The 19,459-nt window shown below is 62.0% G+C and carries 19 protein-coding genes; 5 read left to right on the top strand and 14 right to left on the bottom strand.

Annotated features, from left to right (window positions below):
* Positions 1-316 precede the first annotated feature (316 nt).
* From A6D6_RS19650 to A6D6_RS19620, 7 genes are all read right to left on the bottom strand, one after another.
* Positions 317-913, bottom strand: a complete 597-nt coding sequence (locus A6D6_RS19650; protein WP_201303858.1) for a YceI family protein — start codon at positions 911-913, stop codon at positions 317-319.
* Between the two features lie 29 nt (positions 914-942).
* Complete coding sequence (locus A6D6_RS19645; RefSeq protein WP_133489830.1) at positions 943-1,503, bottom strand: cytochrome b; 561 nt, start codon at positions 1,501-1,503, stop codon at positions 943-945.
* A 389-nt stretch (positions 1,504-1,892) separates the two neighbouring features.
* The gene (locus A6D6_RS19640; protein ID WP_159661646.1) at positions 1,893-2,489 is read right to left on the bottom strand and encodes a GNAT family N-acetyltransferase; all 597 of its coding nucleotides are present in this window, start codon (positions 2,487-2,489) and stop codon (positions 1,893-1,895) included.
* 167 nt (positions 2,490-2,656) lie between these two features.
* A complete protein-coding gene (locus tag A6D6_RS19635; protein WP_159661645.1) occupies positions 2,657-3,463 on the bottom strand; it encodes an SDR family NAD(P)-dependent oxidoreductase in 807 nt (268 codons plus the stop codon).
* Positions 3,460-4,395, bottom strand: a complete 936-nt coding sequence (locus tag A6D6_RS19630) for an SDR family oxidoreductase (protein ID WP_133489828.1) — start codon at positions 4,393-4,395, stop codon at positions 3,460-3,462. Before A6D6_RS19630 ends, A6D6_RS19635 begins: the two co-directional genes overlap by 4 nt.
* A complete protein-coding gene (locus A6D6_RS19625; RefSeq protein WP_159661644.1) occupies positions 4,392-5,309 on the bottom strand; it encodes a bile acid:sodium symporter family protein in 918 nt (305 codons plus the stop codon). Before A6D6_RS19625 ends, A6D6_RS19630 begins: the two co-directional genes overlap by 4 nt.
* Before the next feature lie 15 nt (positions 5,310-5,324).
* Positions 5,325-6,605: a flavin-containing monooxygenase gene (locus A6D6_RS19620; RefSeq protein WP_133489826.1), complete on the bottom strand. Its 1,281-nt coding sequence runs from the start codon at positions 6,603-6,605 to the stop codon at positions 5,325-5,327.
* Positions 6,606-6,778: 173 nt separating this feature from the next.
* Between A6D6_RS19620 and A6D6_RS19615 the strand changes: the two genes are divergently transcribed.
* On the top strand, positions 6,779-7,753 hold the full coding sequence (locus tag A6D6_RS19615) for an AraC family transcriptional regulator (RefSeq protein WP_133489825.1): 975 nt from the start codon (positions 6,779-6,781) through the stop codon (positions 7,751-7,753).
* Here A6D6_RS19615 and A6D6_RS19610 read toward each other — a convergent pair.
* The 6 genes from A6D6_RS19610 to A6D6_RS19590 form a co-directional block, all read right to left on the bottom strand.
* Positions 7,750-9,021 (bottom strand): O-acetylhomoserine aminocarboxypropyltransferase/cysteine synthase family protein, encoded by a 1,272-nt coding sequence (locus tag A6D6_RS19610; protein WP_133489824.1) that lies wholly within the window; start codon positions 9,019-9,021, stop codon positions 7,750-7,752. The two genes, A6D6_RS19615 and A6D6_RS19610, sit on opposite strands and share 4 nt — an antisense overlap.
* Before the next feature lie 52 nt (positions 9,022-9,073).
* Positions 9,074-9,943, bottom strand: coding sequence for a crotonase/enoyl-CoA hydratase family protein (locus A6D6_RS19605; RefSeq protein ID WP_133489823.1), 870 nt, complete (start codon positions 9,941-9,943; stop codon positions 9,074-9,076).
* Between the two features lie 64 nt (positions 9,944-10,007).
* Positions 10,008-10,238 (bottom strand): helix-turn-helix domain-containing protein, encoded by a 231-nt coding sequence (locus A6D6_RS22005; RefSeq protein WP_236564184.1) that lies wholly within the window; start codon positions 10,236-10,238, stop codon positions 10,008-10,010.
* Positions 10,208-10,681 (bottom strand): hypothetical protein, encoded by a 474-nt coding sequence (locus tag A6D6_RS19600; RefSeq protein WP_236564183.1) that lies wholly within the window; start codon positions 10,679-10,681, stop codon positions 10,208-10,210. Before A6D6_RS19600 ends, A6D6_RS22005 begins: the two co-directional genes overlap by 31 nt.
* A gap of 63 nt (positions 10,682-10,744) precedes the next feature.
* The gene (locus A6D6_RS19595) at positions 10,745-11,245 is read right to left on the bottom strand and encodes an Mpo1 family 2-hydroxy fatty acid dioxygenase (protein WP_133489822.1); all 501 of its coding nucleotides are present in this window, start codon (positions 11,243-11,245) and stop codon (positions 10,745-10,747) included.
* A gap of 392 nt (positions 11,246-11,637) precedes the next feature.
* The gene (locus A6D6_RS19590; RefSeq protein ID WP_133489821.1) at positions 11,638-12,042 is read right to left on the bottom strand and encodes a CBS domain-containing protein; all 405 of its coding nucleotides are present in this window, start codon (positions 12,040-12,042) and stop codon (positions 11,638-11,640) included.
* A 268-nt stretch (positions 12,043-12,310) separates the two neighbouring features.
* Between A6D6_RS19590 and A6D6_RS19585 the strand changes: the two genes are divergently transcribed.
* From A6D6_RS19585 to A6D6_RS19570, 4 genes are all read left to right on the top strand, one after another.
* Complete coding sequence (locus A6D6_RS19585) at positions 12,311-15,010, top strand: AAA family ATPase (RefSeq protein WP_159661643.1); 2,700 nt, start codon at positions 12,311-12,313, stop codon at positions 15,008-15,010.
* Complete coding sequence (locus A6D6_RS19580; RefSeq protein WP_159661642.1) at positions 15,003-15,821, top strand: mechanosensitive ion channel family protein; 819 nt, start codon at positions 15,003-15,005, stop codon at positions 15,819-15,821. Before A6D6_RS19585 ends, A6D6_RS19580 begins: the two co-directional genes overlap by 8 nt.
* An 86-nt stretch (positions 15,822-15,907) precedes the next feature.
* Complete coding sequence (locus tag A6D6_RS19575) at positions 15,908-16,900, top strand: helix-turn-helix transcriptional regulator (RefSeq protein ID WP_133489818.1); 993 nt, start codon at positions 15,908-15,910, stop codon at positions 16,898-16,900.
* 51 nt (positions 16,901-16,951) lie between these two features.
* The gene (locus A6D6_RS19570; RefSeq protein WP_236564182.1) at positions 16,952-18,250 is read left to right on the top strand and encodes a serine hydrolase domain-containing protein; all 1,299 of its coding nucleotides are present in this window, start codon (positions 16,952-16,954) and stop codon (positions 18,248-18,250) included.
* 161 nt (positions 18,251-18,411) lie between these two features.
* Here A6D6_RS19570 and A6D6_RS19565 read toward each other — a convergent pair whose 3' ends face one another.
* The gene (locus tag A6D6_RS19565) at positions 18,412-19,275 is read right to left on the bottom strand and encodes a metal-dependent hydrolase (protein WP_159661641.1); all 864 of its coding nucleotides are present in this window, start codon (positions 19,273-19,275) and stop codon (positions 18,412-18,414) included.
* Between the last annotated feature and the right edge of the window lie 184 nt (positions 19,276-19,459).

Genomic DNA, 19,459 nt, shown 5'->3' with positions numbered 1-19,459 from the left:
GGTCTGTAACGGAAGGGGCTATCAAGCCGCTGTATTCGCCAGCAAGCCGGTCTCCCACGGATCTGCCACGAAGCCGCTGTGGGAAGCGGCCCGGGCGGCGCTCCGCTTGGCCGCGAATGCCCTGAGCCGTTGGCGATTCGCTTGCCAGCAAGCTTCCCACAGCGGCGCTGTAGCCACCTCTGAAGGGAGGTCTTCGAGGTAACCGGGCAATACGGGAGTCCCCGCCGAAGCGATGTTAAAAATTGCTCCCGGCAATTTTTTATTGCCGCAACGCCCGCAGCGCCGGGTTTTGACTTTAGCGTCTGGCGTCCGGCGATTACTGCCGCACCCCTTCCACGGAAATAATGATCTCCACCGTTTCCGAGGCCGGCCCCAGGTTCTTGGTGATGCCGAAGTCCGCCAGTTTCAGCGTGGTGGACGCTTCCAGACCCATGCGGTAGCCACCCCAGGGATCATCCCCGTAACCGATCAGCCGGGCATCCAGAGTGACTGGTTTGGTCACCCCGTGCAGAGTGAAATCACCGGTGATCCTGGCCGTTTCGTCGCCGGTCTTTTCGATCCCGGTGCTTTTGAAAGTGGCGGTGGGGTATTCGCTCACGTCGAGGAAATCATCGCTGCGCAAATGTTTGTCGCGCTCGGCATGATTGCTGTCCAGACTGGCGGTCTTGATGGTGGCTTCCACGGTGCTGTTTTCCGGGTTGTCCGCGTCCACGGTGAAAGTGCCATCGAAGTCATTGAAGCGGCCATACAACCAGCTGTAACCCAGATGGGAAATCTTGAACATGATGAACTGGTGCTGCCCTTCGGTATCGAAGTGGTAGGTCCCGGCGGGTTTGTCCGCGGCCATGGCCGCGGAACTCAACATCAGTGCCGACATCAGAGCCAACACGGGAGTAGTGAACAGCTTGTACATGGGTCGTTCTCCTTGGATTAGCGGTGGGATCAAGGCCGGCGGGGCGCCAGGCCAAAAATACGGCGCAGGGTATCGTCGCGATCAATGAAGTGATGTTTCAGTGCCGCCAGCGCATGCAGCGCGGCGAGCACGATCACCGCCCAGGTAGCCCAGTAATGCACGGCCCCGGCGGTATCCTCGAGGCCGCCGCGGTGGCCGGTCAGTGAGGGCACCGCGAACCAATTGAACACCTGGATCGACGCGCCATCAGCGGTACTGATCAGATAACCGCTGATCATCGCCACCAGCAGCAGCACATAAAGCGCCCAGTGGGCCAGTCTGGCACCGGCTTTCTCCCAGGCACGGTGTTGTTCGGGAGCCGGCGGTGGCGGCGACAACACCCGCCAGATCAGGCGCGCCAGCACCACCGCCAATAACAACAATCCGATACTGCGATGCCAGTTTGGCGCGCTGCGATACCAGGGGTGGTAATAGTCCAGCTCCACCATGTACAACCCAAGGCCGAACAAGGTGAACACCACCACCGCCACCAGCCAATGCAGCCCCACGGTGACAACACCGTAACGCTGACCGTCATTGCGCCATTTCATCCTCGATCCCCGGGCGTTTTCATTAATCGACAAGCGGTCCGAAATGTGGACACGCAAAACCCGCTTAAAGTTTCCCGGTCATCTTGGCCCAACGGGTGGGCGAACAGGAATCCAATCAATGACGCATTTGCATCAGAAATTTAGATTGGTGTGATGATGATGGCCGGAACCCGGCCAGCGAATGAATCGAGAGAAAAGAAGTCACCCGGCCACCACCATGGCGATGAACAAGGCGATAAGCGCAAGGGCGATAATGATAGCCAGACGTTTGAACGTTCCGGCTCCCCGGTTAAACCAATCCATAGCGGCTCCTCCGTTGCCACCAGGACTATAGACAGCCTCGAGACACGAGCACGAGAAGGACATCCTACACCTGGGAAGTTTTACATTTATTCCACGGCATCTCGCAGCCAGAACTGCATGGCTTTCCGCGTCTCCTCCTGCTCTCCCCGGTCACGCCAGAAAAAACCGGTGGTCAATCCCGTCGCCGGACGGTAACCGCGGCTGCGCCAGAACGGCTCCAGGCCGGTATACCCATCCGGCCGGCGCGGATCATCAACGGGCCGGACCACGCTACAGAAAGCAGTGGTGGAGAAGCCGAAATCACTGGCGTACAACTCACGCAAATCAAAAAAACGATGCCCTATCCCCTGGCCACGATATTCGGGCAACAACACCGATTCACCGAAATAATAGACCCGCTCCGGCGCCAGGCCCCGTTGCTGGAACGGCGCCAGCAATTCCTGGTCCGCGTCTTCCAGCGGCAGCGCCGACGCCACGCCCACTACCTGATTGTACTCCAGCGCCAACACGAACAGGCTGCGATCGGATCTGGCATAGCGGTCCAGATAACGGCGCTCATAGCTCTCATCCCCGTCATAGAGATAAGGGTAATCGCGAAAAATCCGGATGCGTAATCCGGCCAACTCATCCAACCAGGGTTCCACCGCGATCCCGCTCACCGGACGAATTTCCACACTGGACATACTGCTGATCTCCTGACTGCTGCCGTCGATGCTGGGGCCTGTCCATACTACTTGCATCCTGCCTGTCGGGTGCAAGTAGTATGAACAGGCCCACACCAGAGCCGAAGAGGCCGGCGGCGACAGTTGGGCAGGCAACAGAGGAAGCGGAGCTTGTACCGCCCCAGCGGTCAGGAATCCAGCTCCGTGGCAAAGCGACGACGCATCAGCCGATGATAAAGATCGGGCGCCAGCCGCCACAGCAAACTGGCCAGGAAAGTGAAACGATCCGGGAACAGGCGTTTGTCGCCCCTCTCAAAGGCATCCCAAACGCGCTCGGCCATCCATTCCGCGCTGCGCACCCGGCCCACCGAGGAACGGGCGTGGGCGGCGGGTCCACCGTCGTGACCCAGGGCGTTACGTTCGATCGGTGTGGCCAGAAAGCTCGGATACACCATCAGTACATCGATCCCCTGATCCGCCACTTCGCCGCGCAGCACCTCGAAGAACTGCGCCAGGGCGGCCTTGGCGCTGCAATAGCCGGCCCGCCCCAGCACCGGCATCCAGCCGGCCATGGAACCGATGTTGATCACGCAACCGCCACTGTCGCGCAGCAGCGGCAAGCATCCCAAAGTCAGGGCCACCGGCGCTTCCCAGTCCACCGCCATGACCTGGTGAAAGACCTTCGGATCGGTGCGCGCCGCCAGCGAGCGATGCGTGATGCCAGCGTTGTTGATCAACACGTCCAGCCGCCCCCGGGCCGCGATCCGGTCGACCAGACGATCCCGCGCCGGCCCATCGGTGAGGTCCAGGGTGTGATAGGTCACCCGCTGGGGGTCGGTGGCGGCCAGGCGAGCGCTCTTGTCGGCGAGCGCTTCAGCGTCACGGTCCACCAGAATAAGCCGATGGCCACGCTGAAACGCCACTTGCGCCAACGCCCAGCCCAGGCCGGAGGCGGCGCCGGTAATCAGCGTGACGGTATCAGCGTTGCCGCTCATGATGGCTCCCGGGCACGGGCCTGTTCAACGAAAAACCGGAATGTTTGCTCGGAGGTTTTTTGTGGGCAATAACCCAGCTCCTCCTTCAAACGGCGATTGCTCAATACCGGCCGATAGCGGAGAAAATTGATTTTTTCCGGCGAATGGGCGGTCAACCCCAACCGGTGCCCCAGCCACAGCGCCACGCGCAATACACCGACCGGCAGAACCAGCAGCGGTTTGTCCAGTATCGAGGCCACCTGGCGGACGCCAAGGGCGCCATCACCGGCCAGGTTGTAGATCCCTTCGGCACCCGTCTCCACGCCATGGGCAATGGCGCCCACCACGTCCTGATCCCAGATGAACACGAACGGCGACTCGGAACCGGCGATGGCGAGAACCCGCTTGCGCTCAAACAAGGCGGTGATCTGATTGCGGGTACCCGCTCCCAACACCGTTCCCGGCCTCAGGATCAGTTGGCGCAGATCAGGGTGGCGCCGACGATAATCCGCCAGCATCTCTTCCACCAGGCGCTTGTGGTCCGAATAGGCGAACTCCGGATTACCACGCAGGGGATCCCGCTCATCCAGCCAGGCCGGATTGTCCGGATGATATCCGTAAGCGGCGCCGGAGCTGGTGACGATCAACTGGCCGACACCAGCGATCAAACAGGCGTCGAGCACATTGCGGGTACCGTTGACGTCGATGTCGTGATCGCGGGCCCGGTCGCCGGAATCCTCCAGTACCGCCGCCAGGTGCACCACGGTATCGGCGCGCCACTCCCGCATCAGTTCGGCCAGATCAGGATCACGGATATCTCCCTGCCGACACTCGAACGGCAAATCCGCCGGTACCCGCAGATCCAGCCCCAGCACGGCATGCCCGGACGCCAACCGCTCGCCGAGCAGGCGACCGATATAGCCGCCGGCTCCGGTGATCAGCACCCGACTCATGATGCCTCCCACCCGGCCCGCGCGGGTGCGGCGCCGCGCGACCAGATCAATGCCAGAATCAAGCCACTGACCAGGTGCCACACCCCCCAGAAACCGGCGATCAGAATCATGCCCGCCGCCTGCGGGAAGAACGTGAACAGGATCGCCAGCCCCAGCCCGGAGTTCTGAATACCCACTTCCAGGGTCACCGCCCGCCGGTCGGCCCGATCGAGCCGCATCATCATGCCGGCGCCGGCCCCCAACGCCAGTGCCAGGGCATTCTGCCCAATCACCAGAGCGACAATGCGGTGGGCGTTTTGCAGGAACAAATCCAGGTTCTTGGCGAAAGCCAGACCGACAAAGGCCAGTAACACCAGCAAGGTGAACACACGCATGGGTTTCTGCGCCCTGACCGCGAAGCGTGGAAAATGGCGGCCGGTGAGCATGCCCAGCAGTAACGGGACCGCCAGGACCAGAACCACCAGCATCAGGATGTTCCAGGGGTTCAAGGCGATCTCGGTGACCAGATCACGGGTGTGGGGATTGAGCCAGCCATAAAAGGCGAAATTGAGCGGTGTGAGTATCGTGGCCGCCAGGCTGGACACCGCGGTCATGCTCACCGACACCGCCACATTGGCCCGCGCCAGCCAGGTCATGATGTTGGAAAAGGTGCCCCCCGGACAGGACGCCACCAGAATCATTCCCAACGCCAGCCCCGGTTCCACATCCAGCATCCAGGTAACCACGCAGGTCAAGGCCGGCAACAAAAGGAACTGCGCCAGCAGCCCAGCCGCTGGCGCCTGGGGCATGCGCAGCACACGGCGAAAATCCTCCACGCGCAGGGAAAGAGACACACCGAACATCATCAACGCGAGAATCACGTTGAGCACGATCAGATTGCCGGTGCTGAAATCAATCGGGGAATCAGGGCCCATGAAACGGTCTCCCGGTTATTGCAGCGCCTGGCGCCGTTTGGCCAGCTCGGCCCGATAACTGTCCTTGTGCACGTAATACGCCATGCGCGACAGCTTCAGATAGTGATAACCGCCATCCAGGCTCTGTCCGGCCTGTTCAAGCTTCAGCCGGGCCAGCTCCCGCGCCGCCGGATGGCCCTCCGCACGACGTTTCAAATACAGCGCCACCAGTTCCGCCTGCTCGTTACGTCCTTCCCAACCCAGGCCGGCGGCCTCGATCATGCCCATCATGAACAGGTTGTCGTAGTGCGGATGGAACAGGTTCAGATACAGGCTCGGCGCATCACCACGCCAGTTGAGGAGCGCACGGTCAATGAACGGGTAATCCAGCTTGTAACCGGTGGCCAGCAAAATCAGATCGTATTCAGCCCGGGCTCCGTCGCTGAAAATGACCGTGCGTCCCCGCATGTCGGCGATGTCGGAACGGGGCGAGATATCGCCATGGCCCAGGTGATGCAGTACCAGGGAATTGACCACCGGATGGGACTCGTACATGAGGTAATCCGGATCCGGCAGCCCATAGTCGCTGGGGCGTCCAATGATCATGCGGATCAACCAGGCATCCAGTCGCTGTTTGAGCCGGCGCGGCAACTTGAACTTGCCGCCAATGGCATCGGAGGGACGACCGCCAATGAACTTGGGCAGGAAGTAATAGCCCCGGCGCACCGACAGGTCCACGCTTTTCGCCTGATGCACCGCGTCCACCGCCATGTCACAGGCGGAATTACCGCAACCGACGATCAGCACTCGTTTATCCTTGAACAATACCGGGTCGCGATAATCGCAAGCGTGCAGCAATTCCCCTGCGAACCGCCCGGGCAGCGTGGGCCGGTTAGGCGTATGCAGGGTGCCACTGGCGATCAGGACGCCGTCGAAACAGCGGCTGGTCTGACCGCCGTCTTTCTCCACCGTCACCCGCCAGCGCTCGCCTTCCGGCGTCACGGACACCACCCGTGTATCAAACTGGTAGTGCTGGTAGAGGCCGAAGTGACGGGCATAATCCTGAAAGTAGCGCTTCAATTCGGCATGATGGGGATAGGTGGCCACCCCCTCATCCATGGGGAACTCATGGAATTCGGTCATCCGCTTGGATGAGATCAGATGCGCGGTCATGTACATGGTGCTGTGGGGATTCTCGATATCCCACAAACCGCCCACATCGCTATTCAGTTCATAGCCGACAAAGGGCAAGCCCTGCTTGCCGAGGTTCCTGGCCGTGGCCAGGCCCATCGGTCCGGCACCGATCACTGCGTACATGAATCGTTTTCCTTGTTTTTATCGCGGCGGCTCTCTGGAGCGCCGGCAAAGCGGCGTTGAAAATCATCCCAGACGGTTTGTGGTCACCTTGTTATTGTCTTAAGTTAATTCGGCGGCGACGGTCGGGCATGGCTGATTCGCGACCCGGATCCGGTTAATTCAGGACTTCACTCATGAACCACAGCCCCACGGTGACGGTGCACTTCTCCCAGGCCATCATGCAGGCGGCACAACGCCTGGGCCTGAGCTTGCCCGAAGCGCTGGTGACGGAGATGAGCGCCCGGGATCGGGTGGATCTGGAAAGCCAGAACCGGCTCTGGGAGGCATTTTGCCAGGCCGCCGACGACCCACTGGTGGGCGTGGACCTGGGGCTGGCGCTACAGGTGGGGCACCTGGATACCGCCGGTATGATCCTGATGAGCTGCGAAACCCTGGGCGAGGCGGTGGAGTCGCTGCTCGACTACCACCCCATTGTCGGAGAGGGCGGAACTTTTGACTTCCGGACGATCACCGCCGGCCGCTGCGAGCTCCGCTATCAGCCGCTTTACCATACCTGCCTGACCACCCGGGTGGAGGCGGTGATGGCGAGCATGCTGAGCCTCACTCGCTGGAGCACCGGCGAGGCCTTTCGCCCGAGCCATCTGACGGTATGCCACGCTCCCCGGAGCGACCTCTCACGCTACCAGGACAGGCTGGGAGTGCCGATACGGTTCAATGCCGACCATAATGCTCTGGTATTCGCCCCAGAGCAGCTGAGGTTACCGTTGATTCACGCCAATCCCGCCCTGTGCCGCCATCTGCGTGGACTGGCCGATGACCTGCTGGCCGGCCTGGAGAACCCGTCCCTGGGAGGGCAGGTCAGCACCCTGATCCGTGGCCACCCGCACTGGGGCAAGGAGCGCATCGCCGAGCAATTGGGCATGAGCGGGCGCCATCTGATCCGCAAGCTGGCCGATGAAGGCACCGGCTTCAAGCTGTTGCGTGACACCCTGTTGCGGGAACGGGCGGAACGGGCGCTGGCCGACGGCGAACGCGCCGGCCGGATCGCCGAGGAATTGGGATTCTCCGACGAAAGCGCCTTCGTCAAGGCGTTCAAGCGCTGGACCGGCAGCACGCCGGCCCGATTCCGCGCGGAACGCGGTGACTAAACGGCGTCCAGGGCCTGCTCGATATCGGCGAGAATATCGTCCACGTGCTCGATACCAATGGACAGGCGCACCAGATCGGCGCTCACGCCGGCGGTCTTCAGTTCGTCGTCATTAAGCTGCCGGTGGGTGGTGGTGGCGGGGTGGCAGGCCAGGCTTTTGGCGTCACCGATATTCACCAGACGCTTGATCATTTGCAGCGCATCGATGAAGCGCGCGCCGGCTTCGCGGCCGCCTTTGATACCAAAACTGAGAATCGCCGACGGCAAACCGCCGTCCATGTAACGTTTGGCCAGCTCCGCGTCACGGTCACCTTCCAGCCCGGCATAGTTGACCCACTCCACTTTGTCGTGGGCTTTCAGGCAACGGGCCACCTTGATGGCATTCTCGCAATGACGCTCCATGCGCAGATTCAGCGTCTCGATACCCTGCAGAATCAGGAAGGCGTTCATCGGCGACAGCGCCGCGCCCATGTTACGCAACGGCACCACCCGGGCACGGGCGATGAACGCCGCCGGGCCCATGGCCTCGGTGTAAATCACGCCATGGTAGCTGGGATCCGGCTCATTGAACTGCGGGAAGCGGGCATTGCCCTGCCAGGGGAATTTACCGGAATCGACGATGATGCCGCCGACGGTGGTGCCGTGACCGCCCATGTATTTGGTCAGGGAGTGCACCACGATGTCGGCGCCATGTTCGAACGGCCGGCACAGGGCCGGAGACGCCACCGTGTTGTCGACGATCAGAGGCACGCCGGCATCGTGAGCAACCTTGGCCAACCCGGCCAGGTCAACGATATTACCGGCGGGATTGCCAATCGACTCGCAGAACACGGCCTTGGTGTTGTCATCAATGGCGGCGGCCATGGCCTCCAGATCGCGACCATCCGCCAGACGGACGTCGATACCCATGGTCGGCAGAGTGTGGGCGAACAGATTATAGGTGCCGCCGTACAACTGGCTGACGGAGACGATATTGTCACCGGCACGGGCCAGAGTCTGTACCGCCGCGGTAATGGCGGCCATGCCGGAGGCCATGGCCAGAGCGCCAATACCGCCTTCCAATTGCGCCACGCGCTCTTCGAGAACGCCGTTGGTGGGGTTCATGATGCGCGAGTAAATATTCCCAGGCACTTTCAGGTCGAACAGATCAGCGCCGTGCTGGGTGTTGTCGAAATAATAGCTGGTGGTCTGATAAATCGGCACCGCCACGGAATGGGTTTCCGGGTCGCCGGCGAAGCCACCGTGAATCGCTATGGTTTCTCGTTTCATTGTTCTTGTCCCTAGTCCTTTAAACGGTTGAAAAAGGTAAGCGTCTTCGCGCTTACCGCAAAGGCGGTTCCGGCCAGAAATCGAACTGGGTTGGAACCGAATTCAGGTCGGTGTCGAATACCGGATCGCGTTTTTCCAAGAAGGCCTTGAAACCGTCCTTGCCATCCCAGTATTCACTGGAGCGATAAATCAGCCGCGACTCCACCGCGTGGGCCTGCATCGGGTGCTCGAACACCGGATTGCGCCACAACATCTGCTTGGCCAGCGCCACCGCCACCGGCGAACTCTTCGCGGTGAGCTTGCGGGCCAGCGCCTGGGCCGCCTCCAACACCTGGTCACGGGGGTGAGCGCCGCGGAACAGGCCGGCCTCCACGCCTTCCTCCGCGAGGAAGATATCTCCGCTGTAGACCCATTCGAAGGCCTGCTGCATGCCCACCAGACGAGGCAGGAACCACGAGGAACAGGCTTCCGGGGTGATGCCTCGCTGAGTGAAGACAAAGCCGATCTTGGCACCTTCCGCCACCACCCGGAAGTCCATCGGCAGTGTCATGGTGATGCCGACGCCAACGGCGGCGCCATTAATGGCGGCGATGACCGGCTTGCGGCACTCGAAAATGGCCAGTGACACCTCACCACCGGAATCACGAATGACTTCCAGTGGCGGCTCTTCACTGTCGGCACGGTCATAGCCGAACAGGTTGCCACCGTCCTCCGGCTCCATCTCCATACCCGCGCAGAATACGCGGCCGGCACCCGTGACCACCACCGCGCGCACCCGATTATCCTGGCTGGCGTCGCCAAAGGCGTGCACCAACTCATCCTTCATCCGCAGAGTGAAGGCATTGAGACGGTCGGGACGGTTCAGGGTGACGGTGAGAATGCCATCGTCCGCCAACGCGGTCTGGATGTGTTGGTACTCCATAAGCTGCTCCTTGTTATTGGGCCGGCGCCAACAGATCGCCGGGACGGCCGAACAAAAGGGGCCGTCAGAAAGAATCCAGGTGCACCACCTGGACCGGAAAGGCCCTAGCATAACGGGAAGGCAGCGCGTCGAACATGGCGCGGAGGGTACGATTGAGGTGGGGTTGATCGTAGAAGCCGGCGGCACCGGCCAATTCAGCGAAGCTCATGCCATCGCGCCATAGCCTCAGCGCGCGCTGGCATTTGAGATGCAGTTGGAAGCGTTTCAGAGACACACCGACCTGCTCCCGGAACAGATGCCGGAAACGGGATTCGGACAGCCCGGCCGCCGACGCCAGACAGGCGCTGTCCAGATCTTCCCGGCGCAGGGCCCGGCAGGCCGCGCCAGCGGCGGCGCGGCGGCCCGCAGGCGCTCACGCAGACCCCGTACCGTCCCGATTTCAGGCCGTGTTGCGAGACCGGCCAATGCCTCCCGAAAACCCGGCAGACGCGACTCCGGCAGAGCGCCGCCCGGCCCCTGTACCGGCAGGCCGCGCCAGGCGCCGTCGTCGGGATCCAGATGCAGTACCGCCACCGGGCCGGGGCTTTCCAGAGCCTGCTCCACATCCGGCGCCACCCAGACCATCGCCGAGCGCACCCAGTGCCCGGCAATCTGCACGCGCAACGGCTCTTCCAACCCCACCAGCAGGGAGGCGGCCACATGGCGATGGGGGCGGTTGCGCAAAGCGGAGGCCAGCATCAGCCAGCCTCCTTGCCAGATGAACAGCGGCGACAGTGGCGTCACGGCACTCGCGCGGCCCGGTCAGGACGGGCGACCATGCCCCGGGGTACGGCTCAGACCGAGTTTGTGCATCAGTTCCAGGCTGACAAAAATCGGCCCCACCAGCAGAAAGATCAGATCGTCGAAGAACGACGGCTTCTTGCCTTCCACTTTATGCCCCCAGGCCTGACCGGCCCAGGCCAGTACCCACACCAGCAGCGCGGTCCAACCCAATGACAGACCACTGCGATCGATGCCGGTGACCACCGCGATCGACACCGCCAGCCAGCCCAGCATCAGTAGCGACACGCCCATGGACAGGCGCAGGTAGAACGGCATGCACAACACCGCCAGTATCGAACCGCCGTTGACCCAGTAGGCGGCGGCGCCCTCCAGGCCCAGCCAGCGGCCCACCGGGATCAGCCAAAACAGGCCGAGGGTGGAGATAAAAATCAGCGGCACACAGACGATGTGCACCCACTGGTTCACCGGATTACGGTGGCTCTCACCGTAGTCACTCAAAAACGTACTTAAATCACGCATGACTTCCGCCTCCCTGTTGTTGTTATGCCATGGCGATTGTGGCGCCATGGCCAGCACGACTTTATCGATGACAGATTAGCCCGTGCCCGCCTCCGGGAATTGTATGGAATGGCTGCTTAGAGCCTGTTCACGATCTCTACACCACCGCGCCGGAGTTCCCTTCTCTCCTGGTGGAAAGTGTTGTCAGGCCGTGATTCCGATTGTGCGGTGTAGTTAACAAGCGTAATCGCGGCCTGGCGACAAAAGGGGCCCGACCCTCCGGGTTGCACTGGAAAAGCCGCCAGACGACGCCCCGGCCTTTGCCTTTGGCGCCACCAGAGCCTGCGGTCCGCGACGCCGTCTGGCGGCTTTTCCAGCGGCAACGCGGTGGTGTAGAGATCATGAACAGGCTCTTAACCGCCGCGACGGCTGTCGCGCAGGGCCCGCAGTACGTGACCACGGGTCAGCAACCCGATCAGCCGGCGTTTCTCATCCACCACCGGGTAGATTTTCGGTTTCTGCTTGAGCATCAGCTCCGCCAGATCCACCAGCGATTCCTCCACGTCCACGGTGAGCGGATCACCGTGCATCACCTGCTCGACACGCACCGCGCCTTCACTGTGATAGCTGGAGACCAGCAGTTGTCGCAGGCAGTCCTGCTCCGACACGAACCCGATAACCCGGTTTTCGTTATCCACCACCGGCAGGCCGGTGATGCGATATTGCAGCAGCGTGTCGACCACCAGGGTGAGGTCCATATCGGCCGGGACGGACATGGGATGCTTGATCATCACGTCTTTCACCAACAGACCCGCCATAACGCTTCTCCCTACATCACGATACTGACTACACCAGATACTGAAAAAGCCTTCACAGGGCCCTTTCCAACGCTTTTCATGATCAAAGAAAGCCGCCCTTGCTTCGACTATAGCACCCCGGTCAGCCGGGGGAAGCGTAAGAGCCTGTTCAGGATTTTACGCCGCCACCACGGCACAAAACCCTGAACAGGCGCTACGGATGACGCCCCTGCCCCAGCTCCCTACAATGGGTCATCGAGGGACAGGGCGGACAGGCAAAGGAGACACTATGGGGCTTCGCTGGTTTATGTCGATGGCCGGCCTGCTACTGGCTTTCGCCAGCCAGGTCAACGCGGCCACCGAGACCACCTGCGCCCGGGAGCAGCGACAGCTGGAGCAATGGGAACAGCAAACCGTCGACATGGATCGGCAGGTGGAGCCCCTGCAGCGTTTGCTTGACGGGACACCGATTGCTCCGAACACCTTGGATCAGGCGCTTGGCGCACCGGCGGACGCCGTCAACCGCCCCCCACCCGGCCCTATCACGCCGCCTTCGCTGAGTTGCGAACAGCTCGAGGAGCGCCTCAATCAGGCGGTCACCGAACGCCGTGGCGTCCGCGCTCTGCTTGATGATCAACGAGACCAATGGTTCTCGCTGTCCCGTCCGGAACGCGCCGCCCTGCTGGGGTTGCTTGAGGAATATCAGTCCCTGACCACTCTGGAAGCCGATCCGCTGGTCACCCCGGGGCCCTTGCGTGACCATCTGAGCGCCCTTATCGCCCTGCTCCCGCCGTTACGCAATCAGCCAGCCAACGCGGCCCGCCAGCTGGATGTTCTGTGGCCGCCACCGGCGCCGGTAATCCAGGCCGATATCCCCGCCCAGCAACGCCTGACGCTCTGGCGTCATCATTATGAAACCCGGCGACTGCAGCTGGCGCTGCGCTCCGGGCTGTGGCAACGCCAGGGAGTATTGCGCTCGTGGTTCAGCTATCGACCCGCGGAATGGCTCCCATTGCTCGGCCTTGAGGCGCGCATGACCCTCGATCGTCTCCACCAGGGGCTGATCCAAACGTATCGGGAGTGGACCCTGAACCGGGAGATCCGCCACTACACCCCACTGGTCAGCAACGCCCTGGCGGTGATACTTGGCCTCGCCATCCTGGCTCTGGTGATGAAACTGGGCCGGCGCGGTCGCCGGGGCCTGCTGCGCCTGCATGAGCGCCTGGTCTCCCGGGCCGGCCAGAAACGCTGGCTGTGGAACGCCAGCCGGCTGCTCAGCGGCGTCGCGCCCCTGGTACCCTGGCTGCTTCTGTGGCTGGTGATCCATCTGCTGGCACCGCTGCTCGACTCTCCGTCCACCCAGGTGGTGCGCTGGCTGTTGCCGCTGGCACGCCTGTATGTGCTGTTCGGCCTGCTGTGGCTGTTCGGGGAGTGGCTGATGTTCCGCGTCTGCCAGAGCGCCCACAGCTATCTCAACGATAACCAGATTACCGAGGCCAGCGCTCTGGCCCGCCGCCTGGCGCTGTGGATGATGGTGCCCTGGGCCCTGTGGTTCGCGGTGGATCGGCTGCTTGGCCACTCACTCGCCGGCTTGTTGTGCACGGTGCTGGTGGGGCTGTGTCTTTATATCGCCATCGGCCGGCTGCTGGCGTTCCGCCGGGACGATTATCTGCTATGTTTGCAGAACGTTTTGCCGTCCTCCCTGGACCCTCTGGCGGAACGCCTGCTCAAGGGCCTGCGTTTTGGCTGGACCGCGCCGGGACTGTTACCGGTGGCGCTGGTGAACTTCCTGTTTCATTACCTGGATACGCTGCTCGGTGAGCTGGACTGGTACCTGCGCCTCAAGGCACGCTGGTTCCGGTTGCGCACCAAGGGGGTCGGCGAGGATGAGGAGCCGGTCCGGGAAGACACCAGCGAGGCCAGCAAGCAATATCAGAAATGGTTCGCCAATCAGTTGCCGGACGACCAGGAAACCCCGTTTATCGACACCGGTCTGCTCAACGCGATGATCAAGGCGGTGGAGCAATGGCATTCCGAAAGCGTGGAAGAAAACGCTCTGCTGGTGACCGGCGAGAAAGGCAGCGGCAAAAGCATGGCGATGCGCAAGCTGGTCCGCAAAATGGAACAGGAACAACCGGATCTGCGTTTGGTGACAGTATCAGTGCCGCCACGCACGGTCACACCGGAAGCGGTGACCTCGATGATCGCCAAGGCGCTAGGCGAATCCCTGGATGAGGGCCCCGCCAGCCTGGTGAAGAACGATGAGCAGCGCCCGCCTACGCTGTTGATCCTGGACGAAACACAGAATTGTTTCCTCGCCCGCATTGGCGGACTGGACGGCTGGCAGGCTCTGCTGACGCTGACCAACGCCCGTCTGGACAATCTGTTCTGGCTGGTCCTGATCAATAACCAGAGCTGGTCCTATCTCTCCAATGTGTTCGGCCGCGACTATCAGTTCCGCCGGGTGATCAAGGTGAAACGCTGGGACCAAAGCGAGATCCGCTCGCTGATCCTGTCGCGTCATCACCTCAGCAAACAGAAGCTGCGCTACGATGACTTGCTGCTGTCCTCCCGTGGGCCGGAAGCCGGCAATATGCGCAATGCGGAACAGCGTTATTTCAGCCTGCTCTGGGACGCTTGTGGCGGCAACCCGATGGTCGCGCTGAAACTGTGGCTGACATCGATCAAGGTTACCCCCCGGCAGGTGCTGGTGGGACTGCCAGCGCAACCGTCGTCATCACTGGCCGCCGGCCAGTCCGGCGATTCTCTGATGTTTGTCTACGCCGCCATCGTCAGCCACGAGAATCTGTCCAGCGACGAAATCGTCGCCGTCACCGATCTCTCCGAGAATGTGGTGCGCTCCGCACTCAAGGCGGGCCAGGACGCCGGGTTCATCTACAAAGGGGAAGACAGCCGCTACCGCGTGGTGCCGATGTGGTATCGCACGGTGATCAATCAACTGAACAGGAAGAATCTGCTCCATGAGTGAGAATGGCGACATTGTCAGCGATCTGGCGGTGGTGATCGACCTGTTCAACGCCTACGCCATACTGCTGCTGATTCTGGGCGGTCTGTGCCTGTGGGCCCTCAACTGGGGGCTGAACCGGCTGGGCCACTCCCTGATGGAACGGTTGCCCAGCCGTCGTTTCCTGATCCTTCAATTCATCACGCTGATCAGTTTTCTGATCTATACACTGGGCACCGGCGCCCTCATCCTTGGTGTTCTGAACCCGCCCAGGGAGTTCATCCTGGCCGCCGCCGGCTCCCTGGCGGTGGCGCTGGGCTTCGCCCTCAAGGACGTGGTGGCCTCCCTGGTGGCGGGCCTGTTGCTGTTGTTCGACCGGCCATTCCAGGTCGGCGACCGGGTGCAGTTTGGCGACACTTACGGCGAGATCGTCGCCATTGGCTTGCGCGCGGTGCGGCTGCAAACTCTGGACGATAACCTGGTCACCATCCCCAACTCCCTGTTCATTACCGACGCCGTCGCCTCCGGCAATGCCGGCGCCCTGGACATGATGGTGGTGTCGGACTTTCATGTCGCCCTGGACGCGGATCTGGAGCGGATCGAGGCGCTGATTCGCGAAGTGGTGGTCACCAGCCGCTACGCTTACCTGAAAAAGCCGGTGTCCTTCGCCATCGAGGAGGTGCAGGTGGGCAATACCCTGGCGATCCGTTTCCGCACCAAGGCCTATGTGCTGGACGTGCGCTACGAAACGGCCTTCCGCAGCGATGTGGTGACACGGGTCACCACCCTGTTCAGGGAACGCGGGATTCCCCGTCCGCGGCTCCTGTGTGACTGACGGAGGCGGTTGACGTGAATTGCACTTGCCGCTCACCGGGACACACCGACAATGGAAGCCAGTCTGTTCCCGGAACCCTCCCGACCATGCTCATTGATGCCACCATGTCCCGCCAGAACTTCCATCACGTCGTGGCGGCCCTGGATGCACGTGTGCCCGGCGGGAGACTGGATCAGGCACTCAACGAGTACCATCTGGAACGCAGCACCGAAGCGGAGCGAATCAATCATTGGCGTTGCGCCGACCTGACCGCCCGGCTGGCCGACCAACAGGGCGATCCGGCGCTACTGGCGCGGGGATTCCAGACTCTGGAGCAACAGCGCCAGCTGTTTCCGGGCCTGTCGCCGGTACCCGGCGACATTCTGGACCGGATCAATCAGTACCCGCGCTACCTGTGTCTGCATTCCGAGCTGGGTGACTACCGTCTGCGGATCGGCGCCGAGGAAAGTAGCCTGCAACTGTTCCGGCGCCCCGCTTTCGAGGGGTACAACGGCCAGGCCCTGGCCTTGCTGTACTCCACCTGCCGACTGCTGGAACGCGGCAGCCGCCTGCGCATCCGGCGGGTGACTCTGCGGGTCCGTCAGGGCGAACGCGAGCGACGGGACCTGGAGGCGCTGTTGGGAGTACCGGTGAGCTGCGGAGAAGAACAGGATGGCCTGGTGTTCGATAACACCCACCTGTTGCAACCCTCCGCCACCACCGGGAGCCTCGACACCCTGGGCCAGCGAGAACGGTATCTGCGGCGCATGCGGCCCGGCCTCGGCTGGAGCGACTCGGTACGCGGTCTGCTGCCAACCGTGGTCGGGCTGCCGGGCAAGCCACTGGCTCTGTGCGCCTCCTTACTGGCGGTGAGCGAACGCACCCTGCAACGCCGGGTGGAAGCGGAGGGGCAGGATTTCCGCTCCCTGCTCAGCGACAGCCGCCGGCAACTGGCGTTGACGTTGATGCCCTGGCGTGACCTGACCACCGAGCAACTGGCGGCGCGGCTCGGTTACAGCCAGACGGCGCAGTTTTATCGCGCCTTCCGCGACTGGTTCGGTGAATCGCCGGGCCGCAAGCGCGTGGCCATGTACGGTTGAGTGATCCTGTTATCCCGGGAACCCAATTACAACAACCATCGGGAGCACACCATGCTACAAAGCCTGCGCTACGGCCTGGCGGCCACGGCCCTGTTGATCGCCACCCAGGGCCATACCGAGACTCCGCAACTGCCACCACCGGAGAGCACCACCCTGCCCAAACTGGGGCTGATGCAGGGCTTTCCGCCACCACCGGACAAGCTGGTCACCCGGGCTAATTTCAACCGTTTTCCCAATGGCCGCTGGGCACTGCACCACATGCGCGAACTGCAACCCTCACGCGGCATCGCCCGCGATCCGTTGGCTGATGTGGCGAAGCTGAAAAACAAGGACCGTGACCTGGGCAGCCTCCGTTTCGATGACGGCAGCGGCCAGACCACCACGGTTTCAAAGTGGCTTCTCGATACCTATACCGATGCCTTCATCGTGCTGCACAAAGGCCGGGTGGTCCACGAAACCTACACCGACGGCATGGACGACCAGGACCAGCACATCTTGTGGTCCGTCACCAAGTCGGTTACCGGCCTGCTAGCCGCCGACATGATTCAGCGCGGCGAGCTGGACCCGGACGCCACCGTGGGCCATTACGTGCCGGAACTGAAAGGCAGCGCCTGGGGTGACGCCACCGTGCAGCAGGTGCTGGATATGACCGCCGCGGTGCGTTATCGCGAGGACTACAAGGACTTCACTTCCGACGTTTACCGCTACGCGTTTTCTTCCGGCATTCTGCCGAAGCCGAAAAACTATCAGGGCCCGGCCTCTCTCTATGAGTTCCTCGCCAGCCTGACCGAAAAGAGCGGCGAGCACGGCGAACAGTTCACCTACCAGACGGTGCAATCGGAAGTCGTGGCCTGGATCATCAGCAAGGCTTCCGGGCGGGACTACACCGACCTGCTCTCCGAACGCATCTGGAGCAAGCTGGGCGCCGAGCGGGACGCCTACATTCTGGTTGACGACCACGGCACGCCGTTGGCCGGCGGTGGCATGAACACCACTTTGCGCGACCTCGCCCGCTTCGCCGAAATGGTACGCCGCAACGGACATTACAACGGTGAGCAGATCGTTAGCAAAGCCGCCATAGAGGACCTTTTCAAAGGTGGCGAGCGCTCCAAATTCGAGGGGGGCGGTCTGGATTTCCGTCAGGGGCAGTCCTACCACAATCAGTGGTACCAGACTCACAATGCCCACGGCGCTCTGCAAGCCGCCGGCATCCACGGCCAGATGATTCATATCGACCCGCAAGCGGAACTGGTGGTGGTGAAATTCTCTTCCCACCCGGTGGCCAGCTCCAGCTTCACCTATACCTCCACCACGGCGGCCCTCGACGCCATCACCGAAGCCCTGCAATAACGGCAACGGCCGGCGGGATCAAACCCAGCCGGCCGTGTCGATTCCGTACAGCCTCACCATTCGCGGGCACGGTACGCTTACACGCAACACGCCGGCACGCCAACACTCCCATCGCGGCTGGTGAGCCGCTCCCACTACGGCTCCAGATACCTCTTGGTGTTTTAACCGGCCCCCTGCAGCTCTGGACGATCAAGCATCCGCGCCAGCTTTTTCAGAGCCTGTTCACGCAGCGCGCGACTGTCTTTCTTCTCCGGATGGAAAGACGGCTTGTAGTACGCCACATAGGATCGTCCGAGGCGCCGGAGCCAGCCCGGCCGGCCGAACAACCAGTTGAGGCCGTTACCCACGGAACGCAGATCCCGCTTGTCATCCATGCCCTGGCGCAACTGGATATAGTGGAAAATGGTGAAGCCAATGAACTCCACCGTGGTCAGCGCCATCTCCGACGATCGAATCCAGTAGCTGCCGACCTGGTCCGCGTACACGTCGTAGGCCACCGCTTTGTGTTCGCTTTCCTCCACCGCGTGCCACAGCCACAGCGGTAGCATGCGTTCGTCCATGCCCTCGAGAAACTCCGGATTCTCCAGAATCAGTTCCGCCAGCATGGCGGTAAAGTGCTCCAGAGCGCAGGTTTTGGCCAGCTGCCGCTCAGGAGACAGATTCTTGGCGATCCACTTCATGCCGTTATGCACAAAGTCATGGACCTTGCGGGTCGGCACGCCCTTTTCTTCCATGAAATCGTTGAAGGCCTCGTGCTCCTTGCCGTGGTGCGCCTCCTGGCCGATGAACCCCTTCACCCGCTCACGCAGATCAGGATCCTCGATGCGTTTCTGATAATGGCGCACTGAACGCACGAAAAAGCGCTCACCCTCTGGAAAAGTACAGGACAAGGCCGTCAGCAGCATGGTTTTGAATTGATCGTCAGCGAACCAGTAGCGCGACATGGACGGATCAAACTCAAAATCCATACGGCGCGGCTGGATGTCGCTGGCATTGGTCCGCATGGCGGTCACTTTGGCGTTCATGCCCGGTCTCCCGATGAACTTCATCAATGACTTTTACTATGCGGCCGTGGCGAGTTGGCACACTAGTGCCGCTCGTGCCATTTTACCCTGCCCCGAATGCCAAAAACGGCCTGGTGAACGCCGGGCGCCAGCCGATCAGGGTCCGTGGGCGGTGGTCATAAAAAAGGTTCCTCGCGGTTTAGCG

This window comes from Alcanivorax xiamenensis (assembly GCF_009846745.1).
GTDB lineage: Bacteria > Pseudomonadota > Gammaproteobacteria > Pseudomonadales > Alcanivoracaceae > Alloalcanivorax > Alloalcanivorax xiamenensis.
Note: the sequence above shows the minus strand (reverse complement) of the source record. Positions and strands in the feature narration are given on the sequence as shown.